Origin of the sequence: Thalassococcus profundi, assembly GCF_003344785.1 — a bacterium.
Classification (GTDB): domain Bacteria; phylum Pseudomonadota; class Alphaproteobacteria; order Rhodobacterales; family Rhodobacteraceae; genus Puniceibacterium; species Puniceibacterium profundi.
On record NZ_QPMK01000004.1, the window covers coordinates 241,065 to 264,820 of the forward strand.

Sequence of the window (23,756 nt, forward strand, 5' to 3'; positions counted from 1 at the left end):
CCACTGTAATCCGCAGGCATGGGCGGGTTTGCGGGGGAGACATCCCCGCAGGTCCACCGGTTGAGGCATCCGCCTCTCTCCCCGTGCCGAGGCGAAAACCGGAAAGGAAACGACCATGGCTCTTCCAGAGTTCTCCATGCGTCAGCTGCTTGAAGCTGGCGTGCACTTCGGCCACCAGACGCAGCGCTGGAACCCCCGCATGGGCGAGTTCATCTACGGCGCGCGCAACGGCATCCACATCATGGACCTGACGCAGACCGTCCCTATGCTGGACGCCGCGCTGAACGTGATCCGCGAAACCGTCGCGAAAAACGGCCGCGTGCTGTTCGTCGGCACCAAGCGCCAGGCACAGCAGCCGATCGCCGAAGCCGCCGAGAAATGCGCGCAGTATTACATGAACCACCGCTGGCTGGGCGGCACGCTCACCAACTGGCAGACCGTGTCCAAGTCGATTGGCCGTCTCAAGGAAATCGACGAGCAGATGGAGCAGGGCGCCGAGGGCCTCACCAAGAAAGAACGCCTGAACATGGAGCGTGACCAGACGAAGCTGCAGGCCTCGCTGGGCGGCATCCGTGAAATGGGCGGCGTGCCCGACCTGCTCTTCGTCATCGACGTGAAGAAAGAGCAGCTGGCCGTGGCCGAAGCCAACAAGCTGGGCATCCCGGTCGTGGCCGTGGTCGACACCAACTGCTCGCCCGACGGCGTCGATTACATCATCCCCGGCAACGACGACGCGGCCCGCGCCATCGCGCTTTACTGCGACCTGGCCAGCCGTGCCGCGCTTGACGGCATGACCGCGCAGATGGGCGCCGCCGGCGTCGACCTGGGCGCGCTCGAAGAGGCGCCGGTCGAGGAAGCTGCCGAAGCCCCGGCCGAGCAGGCCTGAGCCCGGCTGTCGCACCAGCGACATCTCGCGATGACATGAGCGGGTGGCCCACCGGGGCCGCCCGAAATCCAGTTTCATATGAGGAGAGCCGATATGGCGATCACAGCATCCCAGGTGAAAGAACTGCGCGAAATGACCGGCGCAGGCATGATGGACGCCAAGAAGGCGCTGACCGAAACCGACGGCGACATGGACGCCGCGGTTGACTGGCTGCGCACCAAGGGCTTGGCCAAGGCAGCCAAGAAATCCGGCCGCACCGCTGCAGAGGGCCTCGTGGCCGTCAAGGTCGACGGCGGCACCGGCGTCGCGGTCGAGGTTAACTCGGAAACCGATTTCGTCGGCAAGAACGCCGATTTCCAGAAAATGGTCGCGGGCATCGCCGATGCCGCCACCGGCGTCGACTCCGTCGAGGCGCTGATGGCCGCCGACATGGGCGGCAAGACCGTCCAGGACGAGATCACCTCGAAAATCGCCACCATCGGCGAGAATATGTCGGTGCGCCGCATGGCGAAGGTGAGCGGCGACACGGTCGTGTCCTACGTCCACAACGCCGCCGCTGACGGCATGGGCAAGATCGGCGTGCTGGTCGCCATGACCGGCGGCGACGAAGCCTTTGGCCGCCAGGTCGCAATGCACATCGCCGCCGCCAACCCCGCGGCCCTGTCCGAAGCCGATCTGGACCCGGCCGTGGTCGAGAAAGAGCGCCAGGTGCAGATGGACATCGCCCGCGAATCCGGCAAGCCCGAGCAGGTCATCGAGAAGATGATCGTCGGCCGCATGGCCAAGTTCATGGGCGAAGTCACGCTGCTGGGCCAGGCCTTTGTCATCAACCCCGACCTGACGGTCGAGGCCGCGGCGAAAGAGGCCGGTGCGACGATCACGGCCTATGTGCGCATGGAAGTCGGCGAAGGTATCGAGAAGGTGCAGGAAGATTTCGCCGCCGAGGTCGCGAAGGCAGCTCAGGGCTAATCCGGGCCGGTCGGGGCAGGGGACACGGGTCCACCTGCCCTTGTCCGCATCTCGCCGAAAATGAAGGAGCCGCCCTGATCATCAGGACGGCTCCTTTTATTTTTCCCGACGCACCCCGAATTGGGGATGAGAGGTGCGTTCGGGAGTGCCGACCTGCCGATGAATATACACCAGTCAGGCCGACGCCCGGCTTGCGCCGGCAGACGCAAAGAGCCTTGAAATACCAAGGGTTTGCACCTGACGTCCCCAGGCTAAAGCCACCACTCACGGAACAGTGACAAGATGCCAATTAACCCAGCGTCAAGGAAGTCCGGATTTCCTTACCCGCCGGTTGAGCGCGATTTTTCACGCTGCATTCACGGGCGCGGCCTGCGCAACAGTCCCGGTCAGGCTTCGAGCACGAACATCTGATTCTGAAACGCCGCCTTGAGCACCGCCTGCGCCGTGGTTTCGACGTTCAGCGCGTCGCGGGCCAGCCGCAGGTGCTTTTCGATCGTGGCCTGGGTCAGGCCCATGATCTGTGCGATATCCTGTGTGGTCTTGCCGTCGCCGACCCATTGCAGCGCCTCGCGCTGGCGCCGTGTCAGCGTGCGGTTGGGCGGAGTGTATGGCAGCGACAGGATCTTCAGATGCACGATGTTGTTGATCAGCTGGATGTCGTCGCCATGCTGATCCCAGACAAGATCCACGTCGCGCTGGGTCAGCCCTGCGCGCGCAGTCAACGCGATGGCGCCCTTGGCCCGGGTCGACACCGACCGGAAGCTGATCGAATACCCGGCCTTGACGCCCTTGGAGAGATTGAACTCCATGACCCGGCGTTCCTTGGTGGTCAGAAGCCCTTTCTCGGCCATCTCGCCCAGGATACGCCAGCTGCAGGCGCCGTTGTTGTCCAGCGCCCATTTGACCATCGGCCCGTGGCTGTAATGGCCTTCCTCGATGAAGACATCGGAATAGGACGGATCGTGGTTGGTCAGGATGACGAAATCGTTCGGGTCGCCCAGGGAATGCGCGGTGCGGAAGCGTGTGAAGCCGTAGAGCAGCCTGTCGAAGCCGTAACCCGCCATGCGCTCGCAATGCATCGCCCAGAGCAGCTCGACATTGTCCACCTGGGTCAGCGAGATCAGCCAGCTGCGCAGGTCCGGCGTCACTTCGCGGCCTCCAGGTGACCCAGCAGCGCGTCCATCGCCAGCACGTAACCGCGCGCGCCGAAGCCGCAGATCTGCCCGACGGCCACGGGCGCGATCCAGCTTTTGTGGCGGAAGCTTTCGCGGGCGTGGATGTTCGACAGGTGCAATTCGACCACCGGCACCTCGGCGGACGAAATCGCGTCCATCAGCGCGATCGACGTATGGGTCAGGGCGCCGGCATTGAGGATGATGCCATCCTGCTCGCCGCGCGCGGCGTGGATGCTGTCGATCAGAACGCCTTCGTGGTTGGACTGCGCAAAGTCGATGGTCGCGCCGCAGGTCTCGGCATGGGCGCGGCACATCTTCTCGATATCCGCGAGGGTGGTCGCGCCGTAAACCTCGGGCTGCCGCGTGCCCAGCAGGTTGAGGTTCGGACCGTTGAGAATGAGGATCCTGCGCATGTTCGATTTCCTTGAATGCCGTAAAGTCTTAAAGGAGGTGCGGGCATTCTGTCCAGCACCCGCGGGACTGAAAGAGCGCAAACCGCGGGCAAATGGCCGCAGTCTTGAAATCAAGGGGTTAGCGGCCCTTCTGAAGCGTCTTTTATTTACATAATACTGATTATACGAATTACATTAACGGACCGGGCAAGGTCTGAACCTGGTCACGAAGCATCCCCTATCTTTCCAATGAAAAAAAGCCGCGACCGGAGCCGCGGCTTTTGAGCCCGATTGATACCACCGGTCGATCAGAAGAACGCCTGTAGGTCCGTCTGTGCGCGGCCCAGGATCAGCGCGTGCACGTCATGGGTCCCCTCGTAGGTGTTCACCGTTTCGAGGTTGACCATGTGGCGGATCACCTGGAATTCCGCAGAGATCCCGTTGCCGCCGTGCATGTCGCGGGAAAGTCGTGCAATATCAAGTGCCTTGCCGCAGTTGTTGCGCTTGATCAGGCTGATCATCTCGGGCGCGGCCTGTGCCTCGTCCATCAAACGGCCAACACGCAGCGAGGCCTGCAGGCCAAGCGTGATCTCGGTCTGCATGTCAGCGAGCTTTTTCTGAAACAGCTGCGTCTGCGCCAGCGGACGGCCGAACTGCTTGCGGTCGAGGCCGTACTGGCGCGCGGCGTGCCAGCAGAATTCCGCGGCCCCCATGACGCCCCAGGAAATGCCGTAACGCGCCCGGTTCAGACATCCAAAAGGCCCTTTAAGCCCTTGAACATTGGGCAACAAAGCGTCTTCGCCCACTTCGACGCCATCCATGACGATCTCGCCGGTGACGCTCGCGCGCAGGGACAGCTTGTTGCCGACCTTCGGCGCGCTCAGCCCCTTCATACCCTTTTCCAGCACAAAGCCCCGGATCTTGCCGCCATGCGCGTCGGATTTCGCCCAGATAACAAAGACATCCGCGATGGGGCTGTTGGAAATCCACATCTTGGAGCCGCTGATGCGGTAGCCGCTGTCGGTCTTTTCGGCGCGTGTCTTCATGCCCGCGGGATCGGACCCGGCATCGGGTTCGGTCAGACCGAAGCAGCCGATGTATTCGCCGCTCGCCAGCTTCGGCAGATATTTCTGCCGCTGCTCTTCGGAGCCATAGGCGTAGATGGGATACATCACGAGGCTCGACTGTACGGACATCATCGACCGGTAACCGGAATCCACCCGCTCGATTTCGCGCGCGACAAGGCCGTATGCCACGTAGGACGATCCCAGCCCGCCGTATTCCTCGGGCACGGTGATGCCCAGCAGGCCCATCTCGCCCATCTCGCGGAAGATCTCGGGCTCGACCTTTTCCTCGTTATAGGCGGCGATCACCCGCGGTTGCAGCTTTTCCTGAGCATAGGACCGCGCGCTCTCGGCGATCATGCGCTCGTCTTCGCTCAGCTGGTCGGACAGGCGGAACGGGTCCTGCCAGTCGAACCGCCCCAGGTCGGGCGCGTCCTTGGCCTTGAGGCTCGGTTTTGTCGGTGACATCTCGTTCATGGGTGCGGCTCCTTTTCGATTTGCAAGAGTATAGCTTGCAAAAGCCGCAATCAAAAACGACAATACCGCATGGTTTCGTGAGAAAAATGCAAATGTCCCTCGCCCGCCGCCTGCTGCCACCCCTTGGCGCGCTCCGTGCCATAGAGGCGCTGGACCGGCTTGGCACGGCTGCTGCCGCCGCATCCGAGCTGAACCTGAGCCAAAGCGCCGTGAGCCGCCAGTTGCAAACGCTGGAAGATCACCTGGGCGCGCCCCTCCTGATCCGCGACAGGCGCAGCCTCGGCCTGCGGCCCGAGGCGCGCGACTACGCCGCCACGGTACGCGAGGCGCTGGCGCAGATCGCCAATGCCTCGGTCGCGCTGCGCATGGGCGCGCGCGGCGGCGAGCTGAGCCTTGCCATCCTCCCGAGCTTCGGCATGCGCTGGCTGGTGCCGCGCCTTCCCGATTTCACCCGTCGCCACCCGGAGGTGACGATCAACCTGACCACCCGGCTGAGGCCGTTCAACTTTGCCTCGGAACCCTTTGACGCTGCGATACAATTCGGTGATGGATGGGAGAATACGCACAGGCTGGAACTGATGCGCGAAGAGGTGCTGCCGGTCTGCGCGCCGGCGCTTCTGCCGCAGGGACCGGCGCCGCTGGACCGTCTGGCCAGGCTGCCGCTTCTGCATATCCAGACGCGGCCAGAGGCCTGGCGCGACTGGTTCCGGCATCATGGCAGCGATCCCGGTCCCCTGCCCGGCACCACCTTCGACCAGTTCACCACGATCCTGCAAGGCGCGCTGCACGGGCTCGGCGTGGCGCTGATGCCGGATTACCTGGTGAACGAAGGCCTTGCCAACGGCACCCTGATCCGTGCGGCGGATGTCGCTCCGGTCAGCCTGGGCGCCTATCACCTGGTCTGGCCCGCCGACCGCACACCCAGCCCGGCGCTGGACCGGTTCCGCGACTGGCTGGCGCTGCAGGCGGACGAAGGCGAGGCATTGCCAAGATAGCGACATCTTATCAGATTGTTACGCGTCACTTCTTATCCAGTACGACAGGCGTATCACGGCTGGCCGTTTTGAAGGTTCCCGTCCTGACTGTTTCGTGATGCAACAGGCCCGCCCGCGATGCGTTGGCTCTTCAGTTTCAACGAGAGGAGACCCCAATGACCGTCAGCCGTCTGATTTGCTTTACCGTCACCGGTGCGCTCGCCACCTCCGCGGCCTGCGCGCAGGAATTCCAGCGCGGTGACCGCAACACGGCCCTTGAGCCCCAGAACCCGAGCCAGTTCCGCGCCGCGCTCAAATCTTCCGGTATCACGCTGGAGCAGGAGGTGATCGCCGAGGGCCTGGAGCATCCCTGGGGCATCGAGGTGCTTCCCGAAGGCGGTTATCTCGTGACCGAGCGCCCGGGCCGCCTGCGCCATGTCGCAACAGACGGTACATTGTCCGATCCGATCAGCGGCGTGCCGGAGGTGGTCGCGCAGGATCAGGGCGGGCTTCTGGACGTGGCACTCGCCCCCGATTTCGCCGAAAGTCGCCGGGTCTATCTGAGCTATGCCAAGCCGGTGGGTGACGGGCTGTCAGCTACCGCTGCCGCTTATGGCACGCTCAACCAGGACATGACCGCGCTTGAAGATGTCACCGACATCTTCGTGCAGTCGCCCGGGTCCACGGTGGACAAGCATTTCGGCAGCCGCGTGGTCTTCGACGGTGACGGTCATGTCTACATCACCACCGGCGAGCATTCTTCGCCGGAGTACCGCGTCTATGCGCAGGACCTCGACAAGACCTATGGCAAGGTCATTCGCCTGACGCTCGACGGCGAGGTTCCGGACGGCAACCCGTTCGTCGACCAGGAGGGTGCGATGCCCGAAATCTGGTCCTACGGTCACCGCAACATGCAAGGCGCGATGATGCGCGACGGCGAGCTCTGGACGATCGAGCACGGGCCGCAGGGCGGCGACGAGCTCAACAAGATCGAGCCGGGCACCAACTATGGCTGGCCGGTGATCTCTTACGGCCAGAACTACAGCGGCACCGACATCGGCGAAGGGATCGCGGCCAAGGACGGCATGGCGCAGCCGGTCTATTTCTGGGACCCGGTGATCGCGCCGGGCGGCATGCTGACCTATGAGGGCGACGTCTTTTCCGACTGGCAGGACGACGTCTTTATCGGATCGCTCTACCCCGGCGGCATCGTGCGGCTTGACCTCGAGGACGGCACCGTGGTGGCAGAAGAGCGCCTGGCGATGGACCTCGGCCGGGTGCGCGATCTGGAGGTCGACTCGGATGGCACGCTTCTGGCGATCACCGACACCGACAACGGCGTGCTGGTGCGCCTGTCGCCGCAAAGCTAGGCAGACGGTCGGCGGGAAACAGCACACCGCCCGGTTGAATCAGCAGGAATTGGCCCGCGTCGCAGCGCGGGCCTTTTCAGCTTGCAGGGTGCGGGTCTAGGTGGGTGCATGACCTCACGTTCCCGCCTCCATCCGGCGCTTGCGGCGCTGCTGCTCTGGACAACCGCTGCCTTGGCCCAGACCGACACCCCTGCCCCTGCGGCACTGTCTCCCGAAACGCTGGCGCGTGATCTGCGCGCGGCGTCCGGCGCCCCGGCCGTGGGCGTCGGCTGGTATCGCAACGGCGGCATGCGCATCGCGACAGCGGGCGTGCGGGCCCGCGGAACGGATGCGGCGGCGGACCGGCAGGACCTGTGGCACATCGGGTCGAACGGCAAGGCGATGACCGCGACCCTGGCCGCGCGGCTGGTCGAGGCCGGGGTGATTGGCTGGAACGACACCGTGGGTCAGCGCCTGGGCGACCTATCCCCACGCGCGGCCTACCGCGACGTGACGCTGGAGATGCTGCTGGCGCACCGCGGCGGAGTGGTGGCGAATGTGGGCTTTTTCTCTGCCCGGTCCTTTGTCGGCAGCCTGTCGGATCGCGATGTCGTCAAGGACCGCCGGGACTACGCCCGCGAGGTGCTGGGCAAGGATCCCGTTGCCGAACCGGGCACGGAGTTCGTCTATTCCAACGCCGGTTACGTGGTCGCGGGCGCGATGATCGAAGCCGCCACCGGCCAGAGCTGGGAAGAGCTGATCGACGCCTGGGTGTTCGAGCCGCTGGACATGGAAACGGCGGGTTTCGGCGCGCCCGGCAATGCCGTGACGCTGAGCCAGCCGCGCGGTCACGGCGGCCCGTTTCCCTGGTCGCGCGGCGCCGTCGCTCCGGGGCCCGAGGCCGACAACATTCCGGCGCTGGGGCCCGCAGGCACCATCCACATGAGCCTGCGCGACCATCTGAAGTTCCTGCGCGCGCATCTCGAACGGCCGCAGGGCTTTCTGGCGCGGGACAGCTGGAACCGGTTGCAGGACGACGTGCAGGGTCAGAATTACTCACTGGGATGGGCGTTGCGCGACACCGGTGCGCTGGTGCATGCAGGATCGAACACCCTGTGGTTCAACATCGTGCTCGTCGACCCGGAGCGCGGCATCGCCGTGGTCCTTTCAGCCAACGACGGGGCGGCGGGCCGCGTCCGCCCGGCGATGGAGCAGACCCTGACCCGCATGCTGCCCGCGCTCGCCCCTGCCGCAGGTCAGTGAGCCGCCTTTTCCTTGCCGCCGAATAGCGATGACCAGACCGGCGCCACCACCTTGACCCCGACGGGGATCAGGATCAGCCCCCAGACAAAGCCGATGACGAAATCCACCGCCGCGGTGATGCCCCATTCCAGCGCAGGCTGGCCCTGCCCGTAGGCGACGGCCAGATCGTGGATGAACTCCTCGGGCCAGTGCCAGCCCATTTCGTGCAGCGAATGCACGATGATCGACCCGCCGACCCAGAGCATCGCCGCCGTGCCGATGATGGCCAGCGCTTTGAGCAGCCAGGGCATGAACTTGACGATGGCGCGGCCGAGCCAGCGCCCGAAGCCGGTCCGGGCAACCTGGCTCAGCCAGAGGCCGATATCGTCCATCTTCACGATCACCGCCACGGACCCGTAGACCGCCGCCGTGATCAGCACCGCGACCACCGCCAGCGTCGCGGCCTGCATCCAGAAATTCGGCGCTTCGATGGCAGAGAGCGAGATCACCATGATCTCGGCCGAGAGGATGAAGTCGGTCTTGATGGCGCCTTTCACCTTCTGCTCTTCCAGGTGCATCGGGTCCTTCACCGCGTGGCTGCCGTCCGGCCCGCCCGAGGTCTCGTCGTGTTTCGTCAGCGCGTGGACGATCTTTTCCGCTCCCTCGAAGGCCAGGTAACTGCCGCCCAGGATCAGCAGCGGCCAGACCAGCCAGGGCGCGAAGGCCGCCATGAGCAATGCGGCGGGCATCAGGAACACCAGCTTGTTGATCAGCGATCCGCGCGCGATGCGCCAGATGATCGGCAATTCGCGCGCCGGCGCGAATCCCTGCACGTATTTCGGGGTGACCGCCGCGTCGTCGATGATGACCCCAGCCGTCTTCGACCCGGCCTTCATCGCCGCCGCGCCGATGTCGTCGACAGACGCCGCCGCGACCTTTGCGATGGCCGACACATCGTCCAGCAGTGCCAGTAGTCCGCTCATGCCCGTTCCCCCGTCTTTTCCGTCGTTGTCTTTTCCGTCGTTGCCTGCATCACATAGCGCCCGCCGCCCTGCGCGGCCAGTACAAGGCAGCCGCCGGCAATCGCCCAGTTCTTGACGAAGATGCTCATTTGCCACGGATCGGACGGGATGAAATGGAACGCGCTGGTCACGATGCAGTAGAACGCCGCCGCATACCCGACCGGGCGCAGCCAGAGCCCGAGGATCAGTGCCAGCGCCGCGCCGGCGTTGAACAGCGTCGCGGGCCAGACCAGCCAGACCGGCAAGCCCATCCCGGCCAGCAGGCCCTGCGCCGCAGCCGGGTCCACCGCCTTCTGCACCGTGCCTGCCACGAACAATGCCGCGATCAGCACGCGGCCGACCAGTGCCGACAAGTCCTGCATCTCCGCTCCTTCCGCGATTCTGCCCGATGTTAGCGCAACCCCGCGTCCTGCGTTAGCGCAACCGGCCACGTTTATCGCTAACGCTCTGACCAAATTGGATTTTTGACCTATGCATGCGCAGCATTGGCCGGTAGACCGCAGGCAACCGTCGGATAGGAGAGCACAGTATGACCGTCACCCTGGGGATCAACGGATTTGGCCGGATCGGGCGTTGCACGCTGGCACATATCGCCGAAAGCGCCCGCAACGACGTGCAGGTGGTCAAGATCAACGCCACCGGCCCGCTCGAGACCTCGGCGCATCTGCTGCGCTACGATTCGGTGCACGGCCGTTTCGGCGGCGAGGTGCGGATCAAGGGTGACACGATGGATCTGGGTCGCGGGCCGATGCAGATGTTCTCGACCTACGATCCCGAAGAGCTCGACTGGTCCGGGTGCGACGTCGTGCTGGAATGCACCGGGCAGTTCAACGACGGGCACAAGGCCGACGTGCACCTGCGCCGCGGCGCGCGCAAGGTGCTGATCTCGGCCCCCGCCAAGAACGTGGCGCGTACCGTGGTCTACGGCGTCAACCACCGCGAGCTGCTGCCCGAGGACGGCATGGTGTCGAACGGGTCCTGCACCACCAACTGCCTGGCGCCGCTGGCCAAGGTGCTGGACGAAGCCTTCGGCATCGAAAGCGGCATCATGACCACGGTGCACAGCTACACCGGCGACCAGCCGACGCTCGACCGCCGGCACAAGGACCTCTACCGCGCCCGCGCCGCCGCCATGGCGATGATCCCGACCTCGACCGGGGCGGCCAAGGCTTTGGGAGAGGTGCTGCCGAACCTCAAGGGCAAGCTCGACGGCACCGCCATGCGGGTGCCGACGCCCAACGTCTCGGCGGTGGACCTGACCTTCGAAGCGGGCCGCGACGTGACCGTGGACGAGGTCAACGCCGCGGTGAAGGACGCGGCTTCGGGCCGGATGGGCACGGTGCTGGCCTACGATCCCGAACCCAAGGTGTCGATCGACTTCAACCACACCACCGCAAGCTCGATCTTCGCGCCGGACCAGACCAAGGTCGTGGGCAAGCGTCTGGTGCGGGTGCTCGCGTGGTACGACAACGAATGGGGGTTCTCGGCGCGCATGGCAGATGTCGCCGCCGCCATGGGCCGCCTGCTGCACTGACACCGCGCGCAGTCCGCCACGCAAGGCCCGGACCCATCGGTCCGGGCCTTTTCATGTCCGCCGACTCGGTCAGAAGAAACGTGACAGGCGCGCGGGGCTCTGGCATCACCGGCACCAGACCAAACCGGGAGCCGCGCCGCGCCATGACCAACCGCATTGCCATCATGCTGGGGCTTGCGCTGCTGATCGCCCTGGCGGTGGATTACTGGCTTTACGACACCGAACACCTTGTGTTTCTGGCCAAGAAGTTCTTTGCTCTGCTCGATTGGATGGCCTTCTGGCGCTAGATACGCCGGTGGGCCGATGGCTTGACTTGAACCGGGCGATTTGATTGTTAGCGGTAACACCCGCGCAATCGCCTCATAGAGCCGACCAGAGACAGAGGAAGGGATCACATGACCACCAAAGTTGCCATCAACGGATTCGGACGCATCGGCCGCAACGTGCTGCGCGCCATCGTGGAATCGGGCCGCACCGATATCGAGGTCATCGCCATCAACGACCTTGGCCCGGTCGAGACCAACGCTCACCTGCTGCAATTCGACAGCGTACACGGCCGTTTCCCGGCCGAGGTCAAGACCACCGAGGACACCATCGACGTGGGCCGCGGGCCGATGAAGGTCACCGCCCTGCGCGACCCGGCCGAACTGCCCTGGAGCGACGTGGACGTGGTTCTGGAATGCACCGGCATCTTCACCTCGAAGGAAAAGTGCCAGGCGCATCTGGAAAACGGCGCGAGCCGCGTGCTGATCTCGGCGCCGGGCACCAATGCCGACAAGACCATCGTCTACGGCGTCAACCACGACACGCTGACCAAGGACGACATCATCGTCAGCAACGCCTCCTGCACCACCAACTGCCTGTCGCCGGTGGCCAAGGTGCTAAACGATGCCATCGGCATCACCCGCGGTTTCATGACCACGATCCACAGCTATACCGGCGACCAGCCGACGCTGGACACCATGCACAAGGATCTTTACCGCGCCCGCGCCGCGGCCTTGAACATGATCCCCACCTCGACGGGGGCCGCCAAGGCCGTAGGCCTCGTTCTGCCCGACCTCGCCGGCAAGCTCGACGGTGTGGCGATCCGGGTGCCGACGCCGAACGTGTCGGTGGTGGATCTGACGTTCGAGGCGACGCGCGACACCTCGGTGCAAGAGATCAACGACGCGATCAAGGCCGCCGCCGACGGGCCGCTCAAGGGTATTCTCGGCTATACCGACCGGCAGCTCGTGAGCATGGATTTCAACCACGACCCGCATTCGTCGATCTTCCACATCGACCAGACCAAGGTCATGGAAGGCACCATGTGCCGCATCCTGAGCTGGTACGACAACGAATGGGGCTTCTCCAACCGCATGGCCGACACCGCCGTGGCGATGGGCAAGCTGATCTGACTGCGCTTTCATCGGACCGATGCATGACCGGCAGGGAGCGGCCCCTGCCGGTCTTTTTCTGTGCGGGCGGTGTTCATCGCCCGAGGCGACGCTTCAGTCGCCGGACACCGCGCCGCGTGAGGCGGCGTAGCCCGCTGCCGCGGGGGGCAGAAGGCTATGTGTGACAGGCGGGGGTGCGGTGAAAGCGCCGGGCAGGACCGTGTGGGCGGTCTTCGGCGCGGCCGGCGCGAGGCCGGGATCGAAACCCGCATCTTTGACGGGCGGAACGCTGTCGGTCGGCCTTTGGCCGGAAGGAGGCGGCGCAACGTGCGGTACGGCACGGATCATCAGGATTCTCCTGCATTGCGATAAGCCCTGACTACGCCCTAAAACTTGCCAAAGGCTTACCGCTTGCGTTGCAATTTCTGCATGGCGGCTTTGGAAACGGGTCAATTGTGCTGCGCCGCAGCATGCCTATGTTGGCGCTAACGGAAGCAACGGACATTACAGGAGACACGCCATGACCTTCTCCAGCCTGAAACAGCGCATCGACCGCCACCGGGCCTATTCTCGCACCCGCCGCGAACTCCGGGCCTTGCCCTTGCACGTGCGGCTCGACCTCGACATCGCCGGGATCGAGGACCAGGTGGCGCGCCGCGCCGTCTATCGGCAGGGCGCCTGACCTATAGCGTTCCGCGTTTGACTTTACATGAAGATCATCACGTAACGCTTTGAAATACTGTACTTCAGTCAGCGATTGGTGAGTCAGGTTTTGCGCGGAACGATTTAGCCGAACTTGTCCTGCAGGGCGGCGCGTACCGGGGGTGTCACGAACTTGCTGACATCCCCGCCCAGCCGGGCGATTTCCTTGACCAGCTTGGAGGCAATCGCCTGGTGCCGGGCCTCGGCCATCAGGAACACGGTCTCGATGGAATCGTCGAGAGACCGGTTCATCCCGACCATCTGGAACTCGTATTCGAAATCCGCCACCGCCCGCAGGCCGCGGATGATCACCCCGGCGCCCACGTCGCGGGCGCAGTCGATCAGCAGGTTGTCGAAGGGATGGGCAACGATCTCGGTGCCGGTCTGCTCCGACAGGCTTTGCATCTCTGCTTCGATCATCGCGACGCGCTGGTCCAGATCAAACAGCGGACCCTTGTCGCGGTTGATCGCCACGCCGATGACCAGCCGGTCGACCAGCCGCGCCGCGCGGCGGATGATGTCGATATGCCCGTGGGTGATCGGATCGAAGGTTCCGGGATAAAGTCCGATGCGCAAAAGCTGCCCCCCTCTGGCCGTGACGGGCGCAAGATCAAAGGGGGCCGCCCCGCATCCGCCCGTGCGTCTTTCAGTTGCGCTGCACGCAACAATATTGCGCACGCCAATGCAAGCGCGAAGTGCCCGGCCCTGCCCCGCGTCGCGGAATCAGTAGCCCATGATCATGCCTTCGAGGGCGCTTTTTTCCATCGCCAGTTCGCTCAGCCGTGCCTTGACCACGTCGCCGATGGTGATGAGGCCCACAAGGGTCCCGTCTTCGATCACCGGCATGTGGCGAAACCGGCCTTCGGTCATGCGCTTGAGCACCGAATCCGCCTCTTCGTCGCGATGCGTGGTCTGCAATTTCGAGGTCATGTACTCGCTGACCTTCGCGTCGAGGCATGCGGCGCCGTTGGCGGCCAGATGCTTGACGATGTCGCGCTCCGAAAGGATGCCCAGGGCGACCGATCCGTCTTCCGAAATGACGACCGTCCCGATGCGCCGTTCCGCCAGCAGCTTGGCCGCGTCCGACACCAGGGCGTCGGGCGGCACGGTGACCACGCCGTCATCGGCCTTGCTTTTCAGAATATGGTGCACCTGCATCTTGAAAACCTCCCGCGATCAATGCGTTGTCTTCTCAGCGTCCCCCTGCGATGGCCGATCTGTCAAGTCAGACCTTCGAGTCTCTGCACTTCTTTGCGCAATCCGTCCGCCAGGGCGGCGGAAAACCGGTTCATGCGCTCGAGCCGCCGGTCGTCGGCATGACGCACGAGGTAGAAGCTGCGCGTGAGGCTGATCCGGTCGGGCAGCACCTTCACCAGGTCCGGTGCGGCGGGCAGCGCGAAATCGTGCACGATGCCCAGCCCCGCCCCCTGCCGCAGCCACTGGAACTGCACCGCCACGGAATTCGACGCAAGGTCGACCCGGTCAAGCCCCATCTCGGCCAGGTAGTCGAGTTCCTTGTCGAAGACCATGTCGGGAATGTAGCCGACCACCGGATGTTCCCGCAGAGCGTCCAGCCCGGTCACCGGCGCCTGGGCATCAAGGTAGCCGCGGGTCGCGGCAAGGTGCAGACGGTAGTCGGTGATCTTCTGCACGCTCAGCCGCCCGGCATTGGGCGGGCTCACGGTGATCGCCATGTCCGCCTCGCGCTTGGACAGGTTCACCACGCGCGGCAGAGACAGGATCTGCAATTCCAGCGCCGGGTTGTCGCGCGCGATCGCGGCGCAGACCTGCGGCAGAAGAAAGGTGGCGCAGCCGTCCGGCGCGCCGATGCGGATCTGGCCAGACAGGCCCTCGGTCGCGCCCGCCACCGCCTCGGACGCGGCCTGCATCGCCTGTTCGGCCTCCTCGGCATGGCGCAGGAGCCGCCCGCCCGCCTCGGTCAGCGCATAACCCTGCGGCGACTTGGCGAAGAGCGGCGTGCCCAACTCCTGTTCCAGACGCGCGATGCGCCGGCCCACGGTCGCCGGGTCCATCCGCAGGGTGCGGCCCGCGCCCGACAGGCTTTCGCCGCGCGCGACGGACAGGAAAATCCGCATGTCATCCCAGCGTTCCATCGCCCTGCCCTTGCAATCTTGCAAAACCTTTTTGGAAACTTGCCCCTGTGACAGGCAAAATTGCAAGGCTAGAGTGGCGGCAAAATCAGGAGGATTCCATGCAAGAGCTGACACATTACATCGACGGCGCCCAGGTCAAGGGCGGCTCGGGCCGCTTTGCCGACGTCATGAACCCCGCCACCGGCGAGGTGCAGGCCCGCGTGCCGCTGGCCAGCGCCGACGAGTTGAACGATGCCGTCGCCCGCGCCGCCGAGGCACAGAAAGCCTGGGGCGCCACCAACCCGCAGCGCCGCGCGCGGGTGATGATGAAGTTCGGCGCGCTGATCAACGAACACATGGACGAACTGGCCGAACTGGTCAGCCGCGAACACGGCAAGACCCTGCCCGACGGTCGCGGCGACGTGCAGCGCGGGCTCGAGGTGGTCGAGGTCTGCATGGGCGCGCCGCACATGCTCAAGGGCGAGTTCACCGACGATGGCGGCCCGGGCATCGACCTGTGGTCCATGCGCCAACCCCTTGGCGTCGTTGCCGGAATTACACCCTTCAACTTCCCCGCCATGATCCCGCTGTGGAAGATGGCCCCGGCGCTGGCCTGCGGCAACGCGATGATCCTGAAGCCGTCGGAACGCTGTCCCTCGACGTCGCTGCGTCTCGCCGAACTGCTGAAGGAAGCCGGCCTGCCCGACGGCGTGCTGCAGGTGGTCAACGGCGACAAGGAGGTCGTGGACGCGATCCTCGACAACGAGACGATCCAGGCGGTGGGCTTCGTCGGCTCCACCCCGATCGCGCAGTACATCTACGGCCGCGCCGCCAACAACGGCAAGCGCGCGCAGTGCTTCGGCGGCGCCAAGAACCACATGATCATCATGCCCGACGCCGACCTCGACAAGGCCGCCGACGCTCTGGTGGGCGCGGGCTATGGCGCGGCGGGCGAACGCTGCATGGCGATCTCGGTTGCGGTTCCGGTGGGCGAGGAAACCGCCGACCGGCTCATCGAAAAGCTGGTGCCGCGGGTCGAAAAGCTCAAGGTCGGCCCCTACACCGCCGGGGAAGACGTGGATTACGGACCGGTCATCACCGCGCAAGCGAAAGAGCGGATCGAACGGCTCATCACCTCGGGCGTCGACCAGGGCGCGGAGCTGGTCATCGACGGTCGCAACTTCTCCCTGCAAGGCTATGAAAACGGGTACTTTATCGGCCCGTCGCTGTTCGACCGCGCGACCCCGGACATGGAGATTTACAAAGAGGAAATCTTTGGCCCCGTCCTGACCCAGGTGCGCGCCGGCTCTTACGAAGAGGCGCTGAAGCTGACCATGGACAACCCCTACGGCAACGGCACGGCGATCTACACCGCCGATGGCGACACCGCCCGCGACTTCGCCCATCGGGTCAACGTGGGCATGGTCGGCATCAACTTCCCCATCCCGGTGCCGCTCAGCTATCACACCTTTGGCGGCTGGAAGAAATCGGCCTTCGGCGACCTCAACCAGTACGGCCCCGACGCCTTCCGCTTCTACACCAAGACCAAGACCGTCACCGCGCGCTGGTTCTCGGGCATCAAGGACGGCGGCGAGTTCAACTTCAAGCCGATGGATTGAGGCCGAACGCCATCCGACCGACAGACGCCGGGCCATCGCGCCCGGCGTTTTCTTTCGGCACCGGTGCCCGGGCGCGCCCACTTGCCCTGCGCGCCCCGCTCTGCTCAAGTGACATGCGCAGCGCATCGGGGAGGAGCCCATGCAGGAACCCGCCTTCAGCATCGGCATCGAAGAGGAGTACCTTCTCGTCGATCCCGACACCATGGCCCTGGCCGAGGCGCCCGTGGGCCTGATGGAGGCCTGCGCGGCAGAGCTCGAAGACCAGGTCAGCCCGGAATTCCTGCAGTGCCAGATCGAGATCGGCACCAAGGTCTGCGCCGACATCGGTGCGGCGCGCGACGACCTCAAGCGCCTGCGCAGCGCCGTGGCCAAGCACGCGGGCAGGTTCGGCCTCGCGCCCATCGCCGCCTCCTGCCACCCGCTCGCGGACTGGAAACAGCAGACCCACACCGACAAGGACCGCTACAACGCGCTCAGCCGCGACATGGGCGGCATCGTCCGGCGGATGCTGATCTGCGGCTGCCACGTGCACGTGGGCATCGACGACAACTGGCTGCGCACCGACCTCATGCGGCAGATGTCGTATTTCCTGCCGCACCTGCTGGCGCTTTCGACCTCCTCGCCGTTCTGGCAGGGCGAGGACACCAAGATGGCCTCGTATCGCATCTCGGTCTTCGACAACATGCCGCGCACCGGACTGCCGCCGCAGTTCGAGACCTGGGAGGATTTCCAGCGCTCGGTGCAGATCCTCAAGGACGTGGGCGTGATCGAGGACAGCTCCAAGATCTGGTGGGACCTGCGGCCCTCCGCCGCCTATCCGACGCTCGAGACGCGGATCATGGACGTCTCGCCTCGGCTCGAACACACGCTGACGCTGGCGGCGTTGAATCAGTGCCTGCTGCGGATGCTCTGGCGGCTTCGGGTGAAGAACCAGCGCTGGCGCATCTACGACCGCTTCCTCATCGGCGAAAACCGCTGGCGCGCGCAGCGCTACGGCGTGACCGAGGGGCTGATCGACTTCGGCCAGGGCGCCATCGTGCCCTTCGAGACGCTGGTCGAGGAACTGATCGCGCTGATCGAGGAAGACGCCGGCATACTCAACTGCCACCGCGAGGTCGAACGCGCGCGCGAAATCGTCCAATGCGGCACCTCGGCCAGCCGCCAACGCCGTGTCGCCGAAGAGGCCAAGGCCGCTGGCCAGGATCACGAAGGGCAGATGCGCGCCGTGGTGGCGCATCTGATCGAGGAGTTCATGGCCGATGTCTGACGCACGCCGCCGCCCGCGCCAAAAATCCCCCGTGGATTTTTGCCAATTTTCCTTGAGGAAAATTGCCTCCGGCGGCAGGTTGCGTGAGATGAATTAAACATCCGTTCAATTCCGACCACCGACACTCCCGAACGAGGCCCCATGGATTTCGCGCTCTCCGACGAACAAACCGCCATCTTCGACATGGCTTTCGCTTTCGGGCAGGAACGGATCGCCCCCCATGCCCGCACCTGGGAAGCCGAGGGCACCATTCCCAAGGATCTCTGGCCGCGCCTCGCGGAGCTTGGCTTCGGCGGCCTCTATGTCTCCGAAGAGGCAGGCGGCGCGGGCCTCAGCCGGCTCGACGCCACGCTGGTCTTCGAGGCGCTCAGCATGGCCTGCCCCTCGGTCGCGGCCTTCCTGTCGATCCACAACATGTGCGCGCGCATGATCGACAGCTTCGGCTCGGACGAGATGAAGGCCCGAGTCCTTCCGTCCGCGCTGTCCATGAACACCGTGTTCAGCTACTGCCTGACTGAACCGGGATCGGGCTCCGACGCCGCGGCACTCAAGACCCGCGCCAGCCGCAGCAACGCGGGCTACGTGCTGAACGGCACCAAGGCCTTCATCTCCGGCGGCGGCTATTCCGACGCCTATGTCACCATGGTCCGCACCGGCGAGGACGGCCCGCGCGGCATCACCGCGCTGCTGGTCGAGGACGGGGCACCGGGCCTCAGCTTCGGCGGGCTCGAGGACAAGATGGGCTGGCGCAGCCAACCCACCCGCGCGGTTCAGTTCGATGACTGCCAAGTCCCGTCCGAGGCGCTGCTGGGCGAGGAAGGCCAGGGCTTCCGCTATGCCATGGCGGGGCTCGACGGCGGGCGGCTCAACATCGCCGCCTGCTCACTGGGCGCGGCGCAGGCGGGTCTGAACGCGACGCTCGCCTACATGTCCGAGCGCACCGCCTTCGGCAAACCCATCGACCAGTTCCAGGCCCTGCAATTCCGCCTCGCCGACATGGAGATCGAATTGCAGGCCGCCCGCACCTTCCTGCGCCAGGCCGCCTGGAAACTCGATACCGGCGCGCCCGATGCCACCAAGTTCTGCGCCATGGCCAAGAAATTCGTCACCGAAACCGGTTCGAGGACCGTCGACCAGTGCCTGCAACTGCACGGCGGCTATGGCTACCTCGCGGACTACGGCATCGAGAAACTGGTCCGCGACCTGCGCGTGCACCAGATCCTCGAAGGCACCAACGAAATCATGCGTCTGATCGTGGCGCGGCAGATGCTCACCAATGCCTGACGCTCCCTGCTTCATCTTGCACCGCGAGTTTTGCAGGGCAAAACTTGCGGAAAACCTCCGGGGGTCCGGGGGCTGGCCCCCGGTTTTACCTGCGTCCGGGGGCTGGCCCCCGGTTTTACCTGCGTCCTGGGGCTGGCCCCCGGTCCGACCTTCTCAACAGACGTGACGCCGCCATGACCGACTTCCACATCCGCACCGAAGGCCGCTCGGGCCGCATCACCCTGACCCGTCCCAAGGCGCTCAACGCGCTGAGCTACGCCATGTGCCGCGCCATCGAGGATGCGCTGCTCACCTGGCGCCGCGATCCCGAAATCAATCTGGTGCTGATCGACGCCGACGGCGACAAGGCGTTCTGCGCCGGTGGCGACATCCAGGAGCTTTACGACACCGGCACCCGGGGTGATCTGGCCTATGGCCAGCGGTTCTGGCGCGACGAATACCGGATGAATGCGCTGATCGCGGAATATCCCAAGCCCGTGGTGAGTTTCCTGCAGGGCTTCACCATGGGCGGCGGCGTCGGGCTGGGGTGCCAGGGCAGCCACCGGATCGTGAGCGACAGCAGCCGCATCGCCATGCCGGAATGCGGCATCGGCCTCGTACCGGACGTGGGCGGCTCGCTGCTGCTGGCGCGCGCGCCCGGGCGGTTGGGCGAATATATCGGGATCACCGGCTCGCGGCTGGGTCCGGGCGACGCGCTGCTGGCCGGATTCGCGGATTACTTTATCCCCGAAGCGGACTGGCCCGCGCTCAAGGATACGCTGGTCCGGGACGGGTCGGCAGATGCCATCGCCGAGGCTGCACAGACAGCCCCCGAGGCACCGCTGGCGGCGCTGCGTGACAAGATCGACCGCCACTTCGCCGGAGAGACGCTGCGCGACGTCATAGCCTCCCTGCGCGCCGGGACCGGCGACTTCGCCACGAAGACGCTGGAGACGCTGTCGCGCCACGCGCCCCTGTCGATGGCCTGCACGCTGGAGATCCTGCATCGCCTGCGCCAGGGCGCGCCCGACATCCGCAAGGCGCTGGAACTGGAATACCGCTTCACCCACCGCGCCATGGCCGACGGCGACCTGCTAGAAGGCATCCGGGCGGCGATCGTCGACAAGGACCGCAGCCCGCGCTGGCAGCACACGCTGGACGGCGTGCCCGCGACCGCCATGTCCCGGATGCTGATGCCGGTACGCGAGGCGAAACTGCAATTCCACGAGGAGGAGAGAGCCATGAAGATCGGATTTATCGGGCTTGGCAACATGGGTGCGCCGATGGCCGCCAACCTGGCCAAGGCGGGCCACAGCGTCCGCGGTTTCGACACCGCCAGCGTCGTGGTCGACGGGGTCGAGCCGGTCAATTCCGCCACCGAGGCCGCAGAGGGGGCCGAGGTGGTCATCACCATGCTGCCCAACGGCGACATCCTGAGAAAGGTCGCTGCCGAGGTGATCCCGGCCATGGAGAAAGGCGCGGTGCTGCTCGACTGCTCCACCGTCGACGTGGACAGCGCCCGCGACGTGGCCGCCGAGGCCGAGGCCGCGGGTCTGCTGGCGCTCGACGCGCCGGTCTCGGGCGGCATCGGCGGCGCGTCTGCCGGGACGCTCACCTTCATGGTCGGAGGCGCCCCCGAAGGCTTTGCCAAGGCCAAGCCGCTTTTCGACATCATGGGCCAGAAGGCCGTGCATTGCGGTGCCTCGGGCAACGGCCAGGCCGCAAAGATTTGCAACAACATGATCCTCGGTGTCACCATGATCGCCACCTGCGAAGCCTTCGCCCTTGCCGACAAGCTGGGGCTCGACCGGCAGGCGATGTTCGACGTGGTGAGCACCTCGTCGGGCTACAGCTGGTCGATGAATGCCTACTGCCCCGCCCCCGGCATCGGCCCGCACTCTCCCGCCGACAACGGCTACACACCCGGCTTCGCCGCCGAGCTGATGCTCAAGGATCTTGGCCTCGCCCAGCAGGCCGCCGAGGGCGCGGATGCGGACACGCCGATGGGCGCCGCGGCCCTCGCGCTCTACCGGCAGTTTGTCGAGGACGAGGACGGCCGGGGCCGCGATTTCAGCGCCATGCTGCTCAGGTTCGAATCGCGAGGACGCGGCTGACACAGGCTTTTCCTTGATTTCCGCGGCCATTACGCGGACCCTTGTGCCCAAATTTTTTAAATCAGCGCATTGGGGACAGTCATGGGACAGCCGGTTCGGAACGTCACGATCGTGGGCGGGGGCACCGCCGGCTGGCTCGCCGCGGTACTGCTGCGAAAGGTTCTGGACGACCGGGTGGCCATCACCCTGATCGAGTCGCCCAACATCCCCACCGTCGGCGTCGGCGAGGCCACGGTTCCGAACATGCCGCAGACGCTGAAACTGCTGGGCATTTCCGATCAGGAATTCTTTCGGACCTGCAACGCAAGCTTCAAGCTGGGGGTGGTCTTTTCCGACTGGAACACCGACAGGCACGGCAAGTTCATCAGCTATATCAACCCTTTCTCGAGCGCTCCTCAACTGCAGGGTTATGACTGGGCCGATTTCTACCGTCACTTCGGCGCCGGGCAAAGGGACTATGTGCAGTCCTATTCGCCGCTGATGGACATGGTCCGCGCCTCCAAGGGGCCGCGGATGCTCAACCTGCCCAAGACCGACAGCCGACTTCCCTATGCCTTTCACCTCGACGCGGTGAAATTCGCAGAGCTTCTGCGCGGGGTCGGCGTCGAGAGGGGCGTGACGCATATCCTCGACGACGTGGACGGGGTGGATCTGGACGAGCGCGGCTTTATCGCGGCGGTGCAGCTCCGCGACCACGGCCGGCACCCGGTGGAACTGGTGGTCGATTGCACCGGTTTCCGCAGCCTGATCCTGGGCGACGCGCTGAAGGAGCCCTTCGTCAGCTATTCGAAATACCTCGGCAACGACCGCGCCATGGCGGTGCAGATCCCGCATCCGCACCCGGAAAAGCTCGAACCGGCCACGCGGTCGACCGCTCTTGGCGCGGGCTGGTCCTGGCGGGTGCCGCTCTTCAACCGGATCGGAACCGGCTATGTCTTCTCTTCCGCCCACCGCAGCGACGATGCGGCGCGCGACGAGTTCCTGGCGCATCTGGGACCGGCCGGCAAGGGGGCCGAGCCGCGCATCATCCCGATGCGGATCGGCCGCGCGCGCAATGCCTGGGTCAAGAACTGCGTCGCCATCGGCCTGTCCGGCGGATTTATCGAGCCGCTTGAATCCACCGCCATCCACATGACCGACATGGGGGTGCGCTGGCTGGCCACGCATTTCCCCGACACCGATTACGCCGAGCCCCTGCGGCGCCAGTACAACAAAACGGTGGATGCGCTCTATAACGAGGTGCGCGATTTCATCTGCCTGCACTATGCGCTGAACAACCGCACCGACAGCCAATACTGGATCGACGCGCGCGAAAGCCTCGACGTGCCCGACCGGCTGGCGGCGCTGCTGGAGCTTTGGGCGCATCGCCCGCCCGCGCATACGGACCTTGAAACGCAGTACCTCTTCACCACGAGCACCTACAACACCGTGCTTCTGGGCAAACAGGTCTACCAGACCGGGTTCGGCGTGAAGCGACCGGACAGCGGGATCCGTCTGGATCGGGGCGCGTGGATGCGGGCGCTGGATCAGACCGCCAAAGTCAATGCCGCCGAGGTCAAGCGCAAGGCCGATCACCGGTCGCTGCTGCGGCAGTTGCGCGGCGAAGCCGGACCGGTCCGCACCCCCGGCGCGACCACGTTGAACCAGCCGACCCTCGGGTTGCCGCAGGCCGGCGGACAGCCCCTGCCCCGGTCGGCCAAGGAACTGGCCGAGAACGGCGCCGGGTTGCTCTGAGCCGTCCCACGCAGATCGGTTTCGGCGGGATCGCGCTCAGTGCCGGAAACCGATGCAACCAGGGCGGGCTGCCGGACGTTGGCTGTGCGACTGACATTATCAGAGGACCTATGCCATGAGACATATGCTGACCGCCCTCACCCTTTGCCTGAGTGCCGCCGCCATGACCCCAGCGGTGGCCGCCCCGAACGGCTGCCCGCCGGGACTTGCCAAGAAAAGCCCCGCTTGCGTGCCGCCGGGTCAGGCGAAGAAAGGCTACGACGACCGCCGCGACGAGGTGCGCTACCGCTATGGTGTCGGTGACCGGATCGACGGCGATTACGTGATCATCCGCGATCCCGGCCGCTGGGGTCTGAACCCCGACTACACCTACTATCGCACCGGCGACCAGATCTTCCGTGTCGACCGCGAAACGCGCCAGGTGCTGGATATCATCGGGCTGGCCTCGGCATTGCTGAACTGACGCGGACCTCTGAACCGATGTGAAAAGGCCGGCCGCCTTGG

At 65.3% G+C, this 23,756-nt stretch carries 23 protein-coding genes and 1 pseudogene; 16 read left to right on the plus strand and 8 right to left on the minus strand.

Annotated elements, in window-relative coordinates:
- Window positions 1-115 precede the first annotated feature (115 nt).
- Both rpsB and tsf read left to right on the plus strand, forming a co-directional pair.
- The gene (gene rpsB / locus DU478_RS08185) at window positions 116-886 is read left to right on the plus strand and encodes a 30S ribosomal protein S2 (RefSeq protein ID WP_114510459.1); all 771 of its coding nucleotides are present in this window, start codon (window positions 116-118) and stop codon (window positions 884-886) included.
- A 93-nt stretch (window positions 887-979) separates the two neighbouring features.
- Window positions 980-1,855, plus strand: coding sequence for a translation elongation factor Ts (tsf, locus tag DU478_RS08190; protein ID WP_114510460.1), 876 nt, complete (start codon window positions 980-982; stop codon window positions 1,853-1,855).
- Window positions 1,856-2,241: 386 nt separating this feature from the next.
- Here the strand turns inward: tsf and DU478_RS08195 are convergent, their stop codons facing one another.
- From DU478_RS08195 to DU478_RS08205, 3 genes are all read right to left on the minus strand, one after another.
- Complete coding sequence (locus DU478_RS08195; RefSeq protein WP_233501160.1) at window positions 2,242-3,003, minus strand: LuxR family transcriptional regulator; 762 nt, start codon at window positions 3,001-3,003, stop codon at window positions 2,242-2,244.
- Window positions 3,000-3,443, minus strand: coding sequence for a type II 3-dehydroquinate dehydratase (gene aroQ, locus DU478_RS08200; protein ID WP_114510461.1), 444 nt, complete (start codon window positions 3,441-3,443; stop codon window positions 3,000-3,002). Before aroQ ends, DU478_RS08195 begins: the two co-directional genes overlap by 4 nt.
- A gap of 287 nt (window positions 3,444-3,730) precedes the next feature.
- Complete coding sequence (locus DU478_RS08205; RefSeq protein WP_114510513.1) at window positions 3,731-4,954, minus strand: acyl-CoA dehydrogenase; 1,224 nt, start codon at window positions 4,952-4,954, stop codon at window positions 3,731-3,733.
- 101 nt (window positions 4,955-5,055) lie between these two features.
- On the opposite strand from DU478_RS08205, the gene DU478_RS08210 reads away from it, so the two are divergent.
- From DU478_RS08210 to DU478_RS08220, 3 genes are all read left to right on the plus strand, one after another.
- Window positions 5,056-5,958, plus strand: coding sequence for a LysR substrate-binding domain-containing protein (locus tag DU478_RS08210; RefSeq protein ID WP_114510462.1), 903 nt, complete (start codon window positions 5,056-5,058; stop codon window positions 5,956-5,958).
- A gap of 155 nt (window positions 5,959-6,113) precedes the next feature.
- Complete coding sequence (locus DU478_RS08215) at window positions 6,114-7,307, plus strand: PQQ-dependent sugar dehydrogenase (RefSeq protein WP_114510463.1); 1,194 nt, start codon at window positions 6,114-6,116, stop codon at window positions 7,305-7,307.
- Window positions 7,308-7,415: 108 nt separating this feature from the next.
- On the plus strand, window positions 7,416-8,549 hold the full coding sequence (locus DU478_RS08220; RefSeq protein WP_114510464.1) for a serine hydrolase domain-containing protein: 1,134 nt from the start codon (window positions 7,416-7,418) through the stop codon (window positions 8,547-8,549).
- Here the strand turns inward: DU478_RS08220 and DU478_RS08225 are convergent.
- Window positions 8,543-9,511: a DUF808 domain-containing protein gene (locus DU478_RS08225; protein WP_114510465.1), complete on the minus strand. Its 969-nt coding sequence runs from the start codon at window positions 9,509-9,511 to the stop codon at window positions 8,543-8,545. The genes DU478_RS08220 and DU478_RS08225 overlap by 7 nt on opposite strands.
- Window positions 9,508-9,912, minus strand: coding sequence for a DoxX family protein (locus DU478_RS08230; protein WP_114510466.1), 405 nt, complete (start codon window positions 9,910-9,912; stop codon window positions 9,508-9,510). The genes DU478_RS08225 and DU478_RS08230 overlap by 4 nt, the downstream gene beginning before the upstream one ends.
- Window positions 9,913-10,079: 167 nt before the next feature.
- On the opposite strand from DU478_RS08230, the gene gap (DU478_RS08235) reads away from it, so the two are divergent.
- From gap (DU478_RS08235) to DU478_RS23120, 4 genes are all read left to right on the plus strand, one after another.
- Complete coding sequence (gene gap / locus DU478_RS08235) at window positions 10,080-11,084, plus strand: type I glyceraldehyde-3-phosphate dehydrogenase (protein ID WP_114510467.1); 1,005 nt, start codon at window positions 10,080-10,082, stop codon at window positions 11,082-11,084.
- 143 nt (window positions 11,085-11,227) lie between these two features.
- Entirely contained in the window at window positions 11,228-11,371 is a 144-nt protein-coding gene (locus tag DU478_RS23115; RefSeq protein WP_199488302.1) for a hypothetical protein, read from the plus strand.
- 108 nt (window positions 11,372-11,479) lie between these two features.
- Window positions 11,480-12,481, plus strand: coding sequence for a type I glyceraldehyde-3-phosphate dehydrogenase (gene gap / locus DU478_RS08240; protein WP_114510468.1), 1,002 nt, complete (start codon window positions 11,480-11,482; stop codon window positions 12,479-12,481).
- 499 nt (window positions 12,482-12,980) lie between these two features.
- The gene (locus DU478_RS23120; protein ID WP_199488303.1) at window positions 12,981-13,142 is read left to right on the plus strand and encodes a hypothetical protein; all 162 of its coding nucleotides are present in this window, start codon (window positions 12,981-12,983) and stop codon (window positions 13,140-13,142) included.
- Window positions 13,143-13,246: 104 nt separating this feature from the next.
- On the opposite strand, the gene coaD is transcribed toward DU478_RS23120, so the two are convergent.
- From coaD to DU478_RS08260, 3 genes are all read right to left on the minus strand, one after another.
- Complete coding sequence (gene coaD / locus DU478_RS08250; protein WP_114510470.1) at window positions 13,247-13,738, minus strand: pantetheine-phosphate adenylyltransferase; 492 nt, start codon at window positions 13,736-13,738, stop codon at window positions 13,247-13,249.
- A 147-nt stretch (window positions 13,739-13,885) separates the two neighbouring features.
- Complete coding sequence (locus DU478_RS08255) at window positions 13,886-14,320, minus strand: CBS domain-containing protein (RefSeq protein WP_114510471.1); 435 nt, start codon at window positions 14,318-14,320, stop codon at window positions 13,886-13,888.
- A 62-nt stretch (window positions 14,321-14,382) separates the two neighbouring features.
- Window positions 14,383-15,276: a LysR family transcriptional regulator gene (locus tag DU478_RS08260; RefSeq protein WP_114510472.1), complete on the minus strand. Its 894-nt coding sequence runs from the start codon at window positions 15,274-15,276 to the stop codon at window positions 14,383-14,385.
- A gap of 98 nt (window positions 15,277-15,374) precedes the next feature.
- Between DU478_RS08260 and DU478_RS08265 the strand changes: the two genes are divergently transcribed.
- The 7 genes and pseudogenes from DU478_RS08265 (at window position 15,375) to DU478_RS08290 (ending at window position 23,715) form a co-directional block, all read left to right on the plus strand.
- Entirely contained in the window at window positions 15,375-16,874 is a 1,500-nt protein-coding gene (locus DU478_RS08265) for a CoA-acylating methylmalonate-semialdehyde dehydrogenase (protein WP_114510473.1), read from the plus strand.
- Between the two features lie 139 nt (window positions 16,875-17,013).
- The gene (locus tag DU478_RS08270) at window positions 17,014-18,141 is read left to right on the plus strand and encodes a carboxylate-amine ligase (protein ID WP_114510474.1); all 1,128 of its coding nucleotides are present in this window, start codon (window positions 17,014-17,016) and stop codon (window positions 18,139-18,141) included.
- A gap of 141 nt (window positions 18,142-18,282) precedes the next feature.
- Entirely contained in the window at window positions 18,283-19,425 is a 1,143-nt protein-coding gene (locus DU478_RS08275) for an acyl-CoA dehydrogenase family protein (protein ID WP_114510475.1), read from the plus strand.
- A gap of 173 nt (window positions 19,426-19,598) precedes the next feature.
- Window positions 19,599-20,612, plus strand: a pseudogene (locus DU478_RS23625) (enoyl-CoA hydratase/isomerase family protein); the annotation flags it as partial.
- Window positions 20,613-20,645: 33 nt separating this feature from the next.
- Complete coding sequence (gene mmsB, locus DU478_RS23630; RefSeq protein WP_325048092.1) at window positions 20,646-21,518, plus strand: 3-hydroxyisobutyrate dehydrogenase; 873 nt, start codon at window positions 20,646-20,648, stop codon at window positions 21,516-21,518.
- Between the two features lie 81 nt (window positions 21,519-21,599).
- Window positions 21,600-23,252: a tryptophan halogenase family protein gene (locus DU478_RS08285; RefSeq protein WP_114510477.1), complete on the plus strand. Its 1,653-nt coding sequence runs from the start codon at window positions 21,600-21,602 to the stop codon at window positions 23,250-23,252.
- 115 nt (window positions 23,253-23,367) lie between these two features.
- On the plus strand, window positions 23,368-23,715 hold the full coding sequence (locus tag DU478_RS08290) for an excinuclease ABC subunit A (protein WP_233501161.1): 348 nt from the start codon (window positions 23,368-23,370) through the stop codon (window positions 23,713-23,715).
- Window positions 23,716-23,756 lie beyond the last annotated feature (41 nt).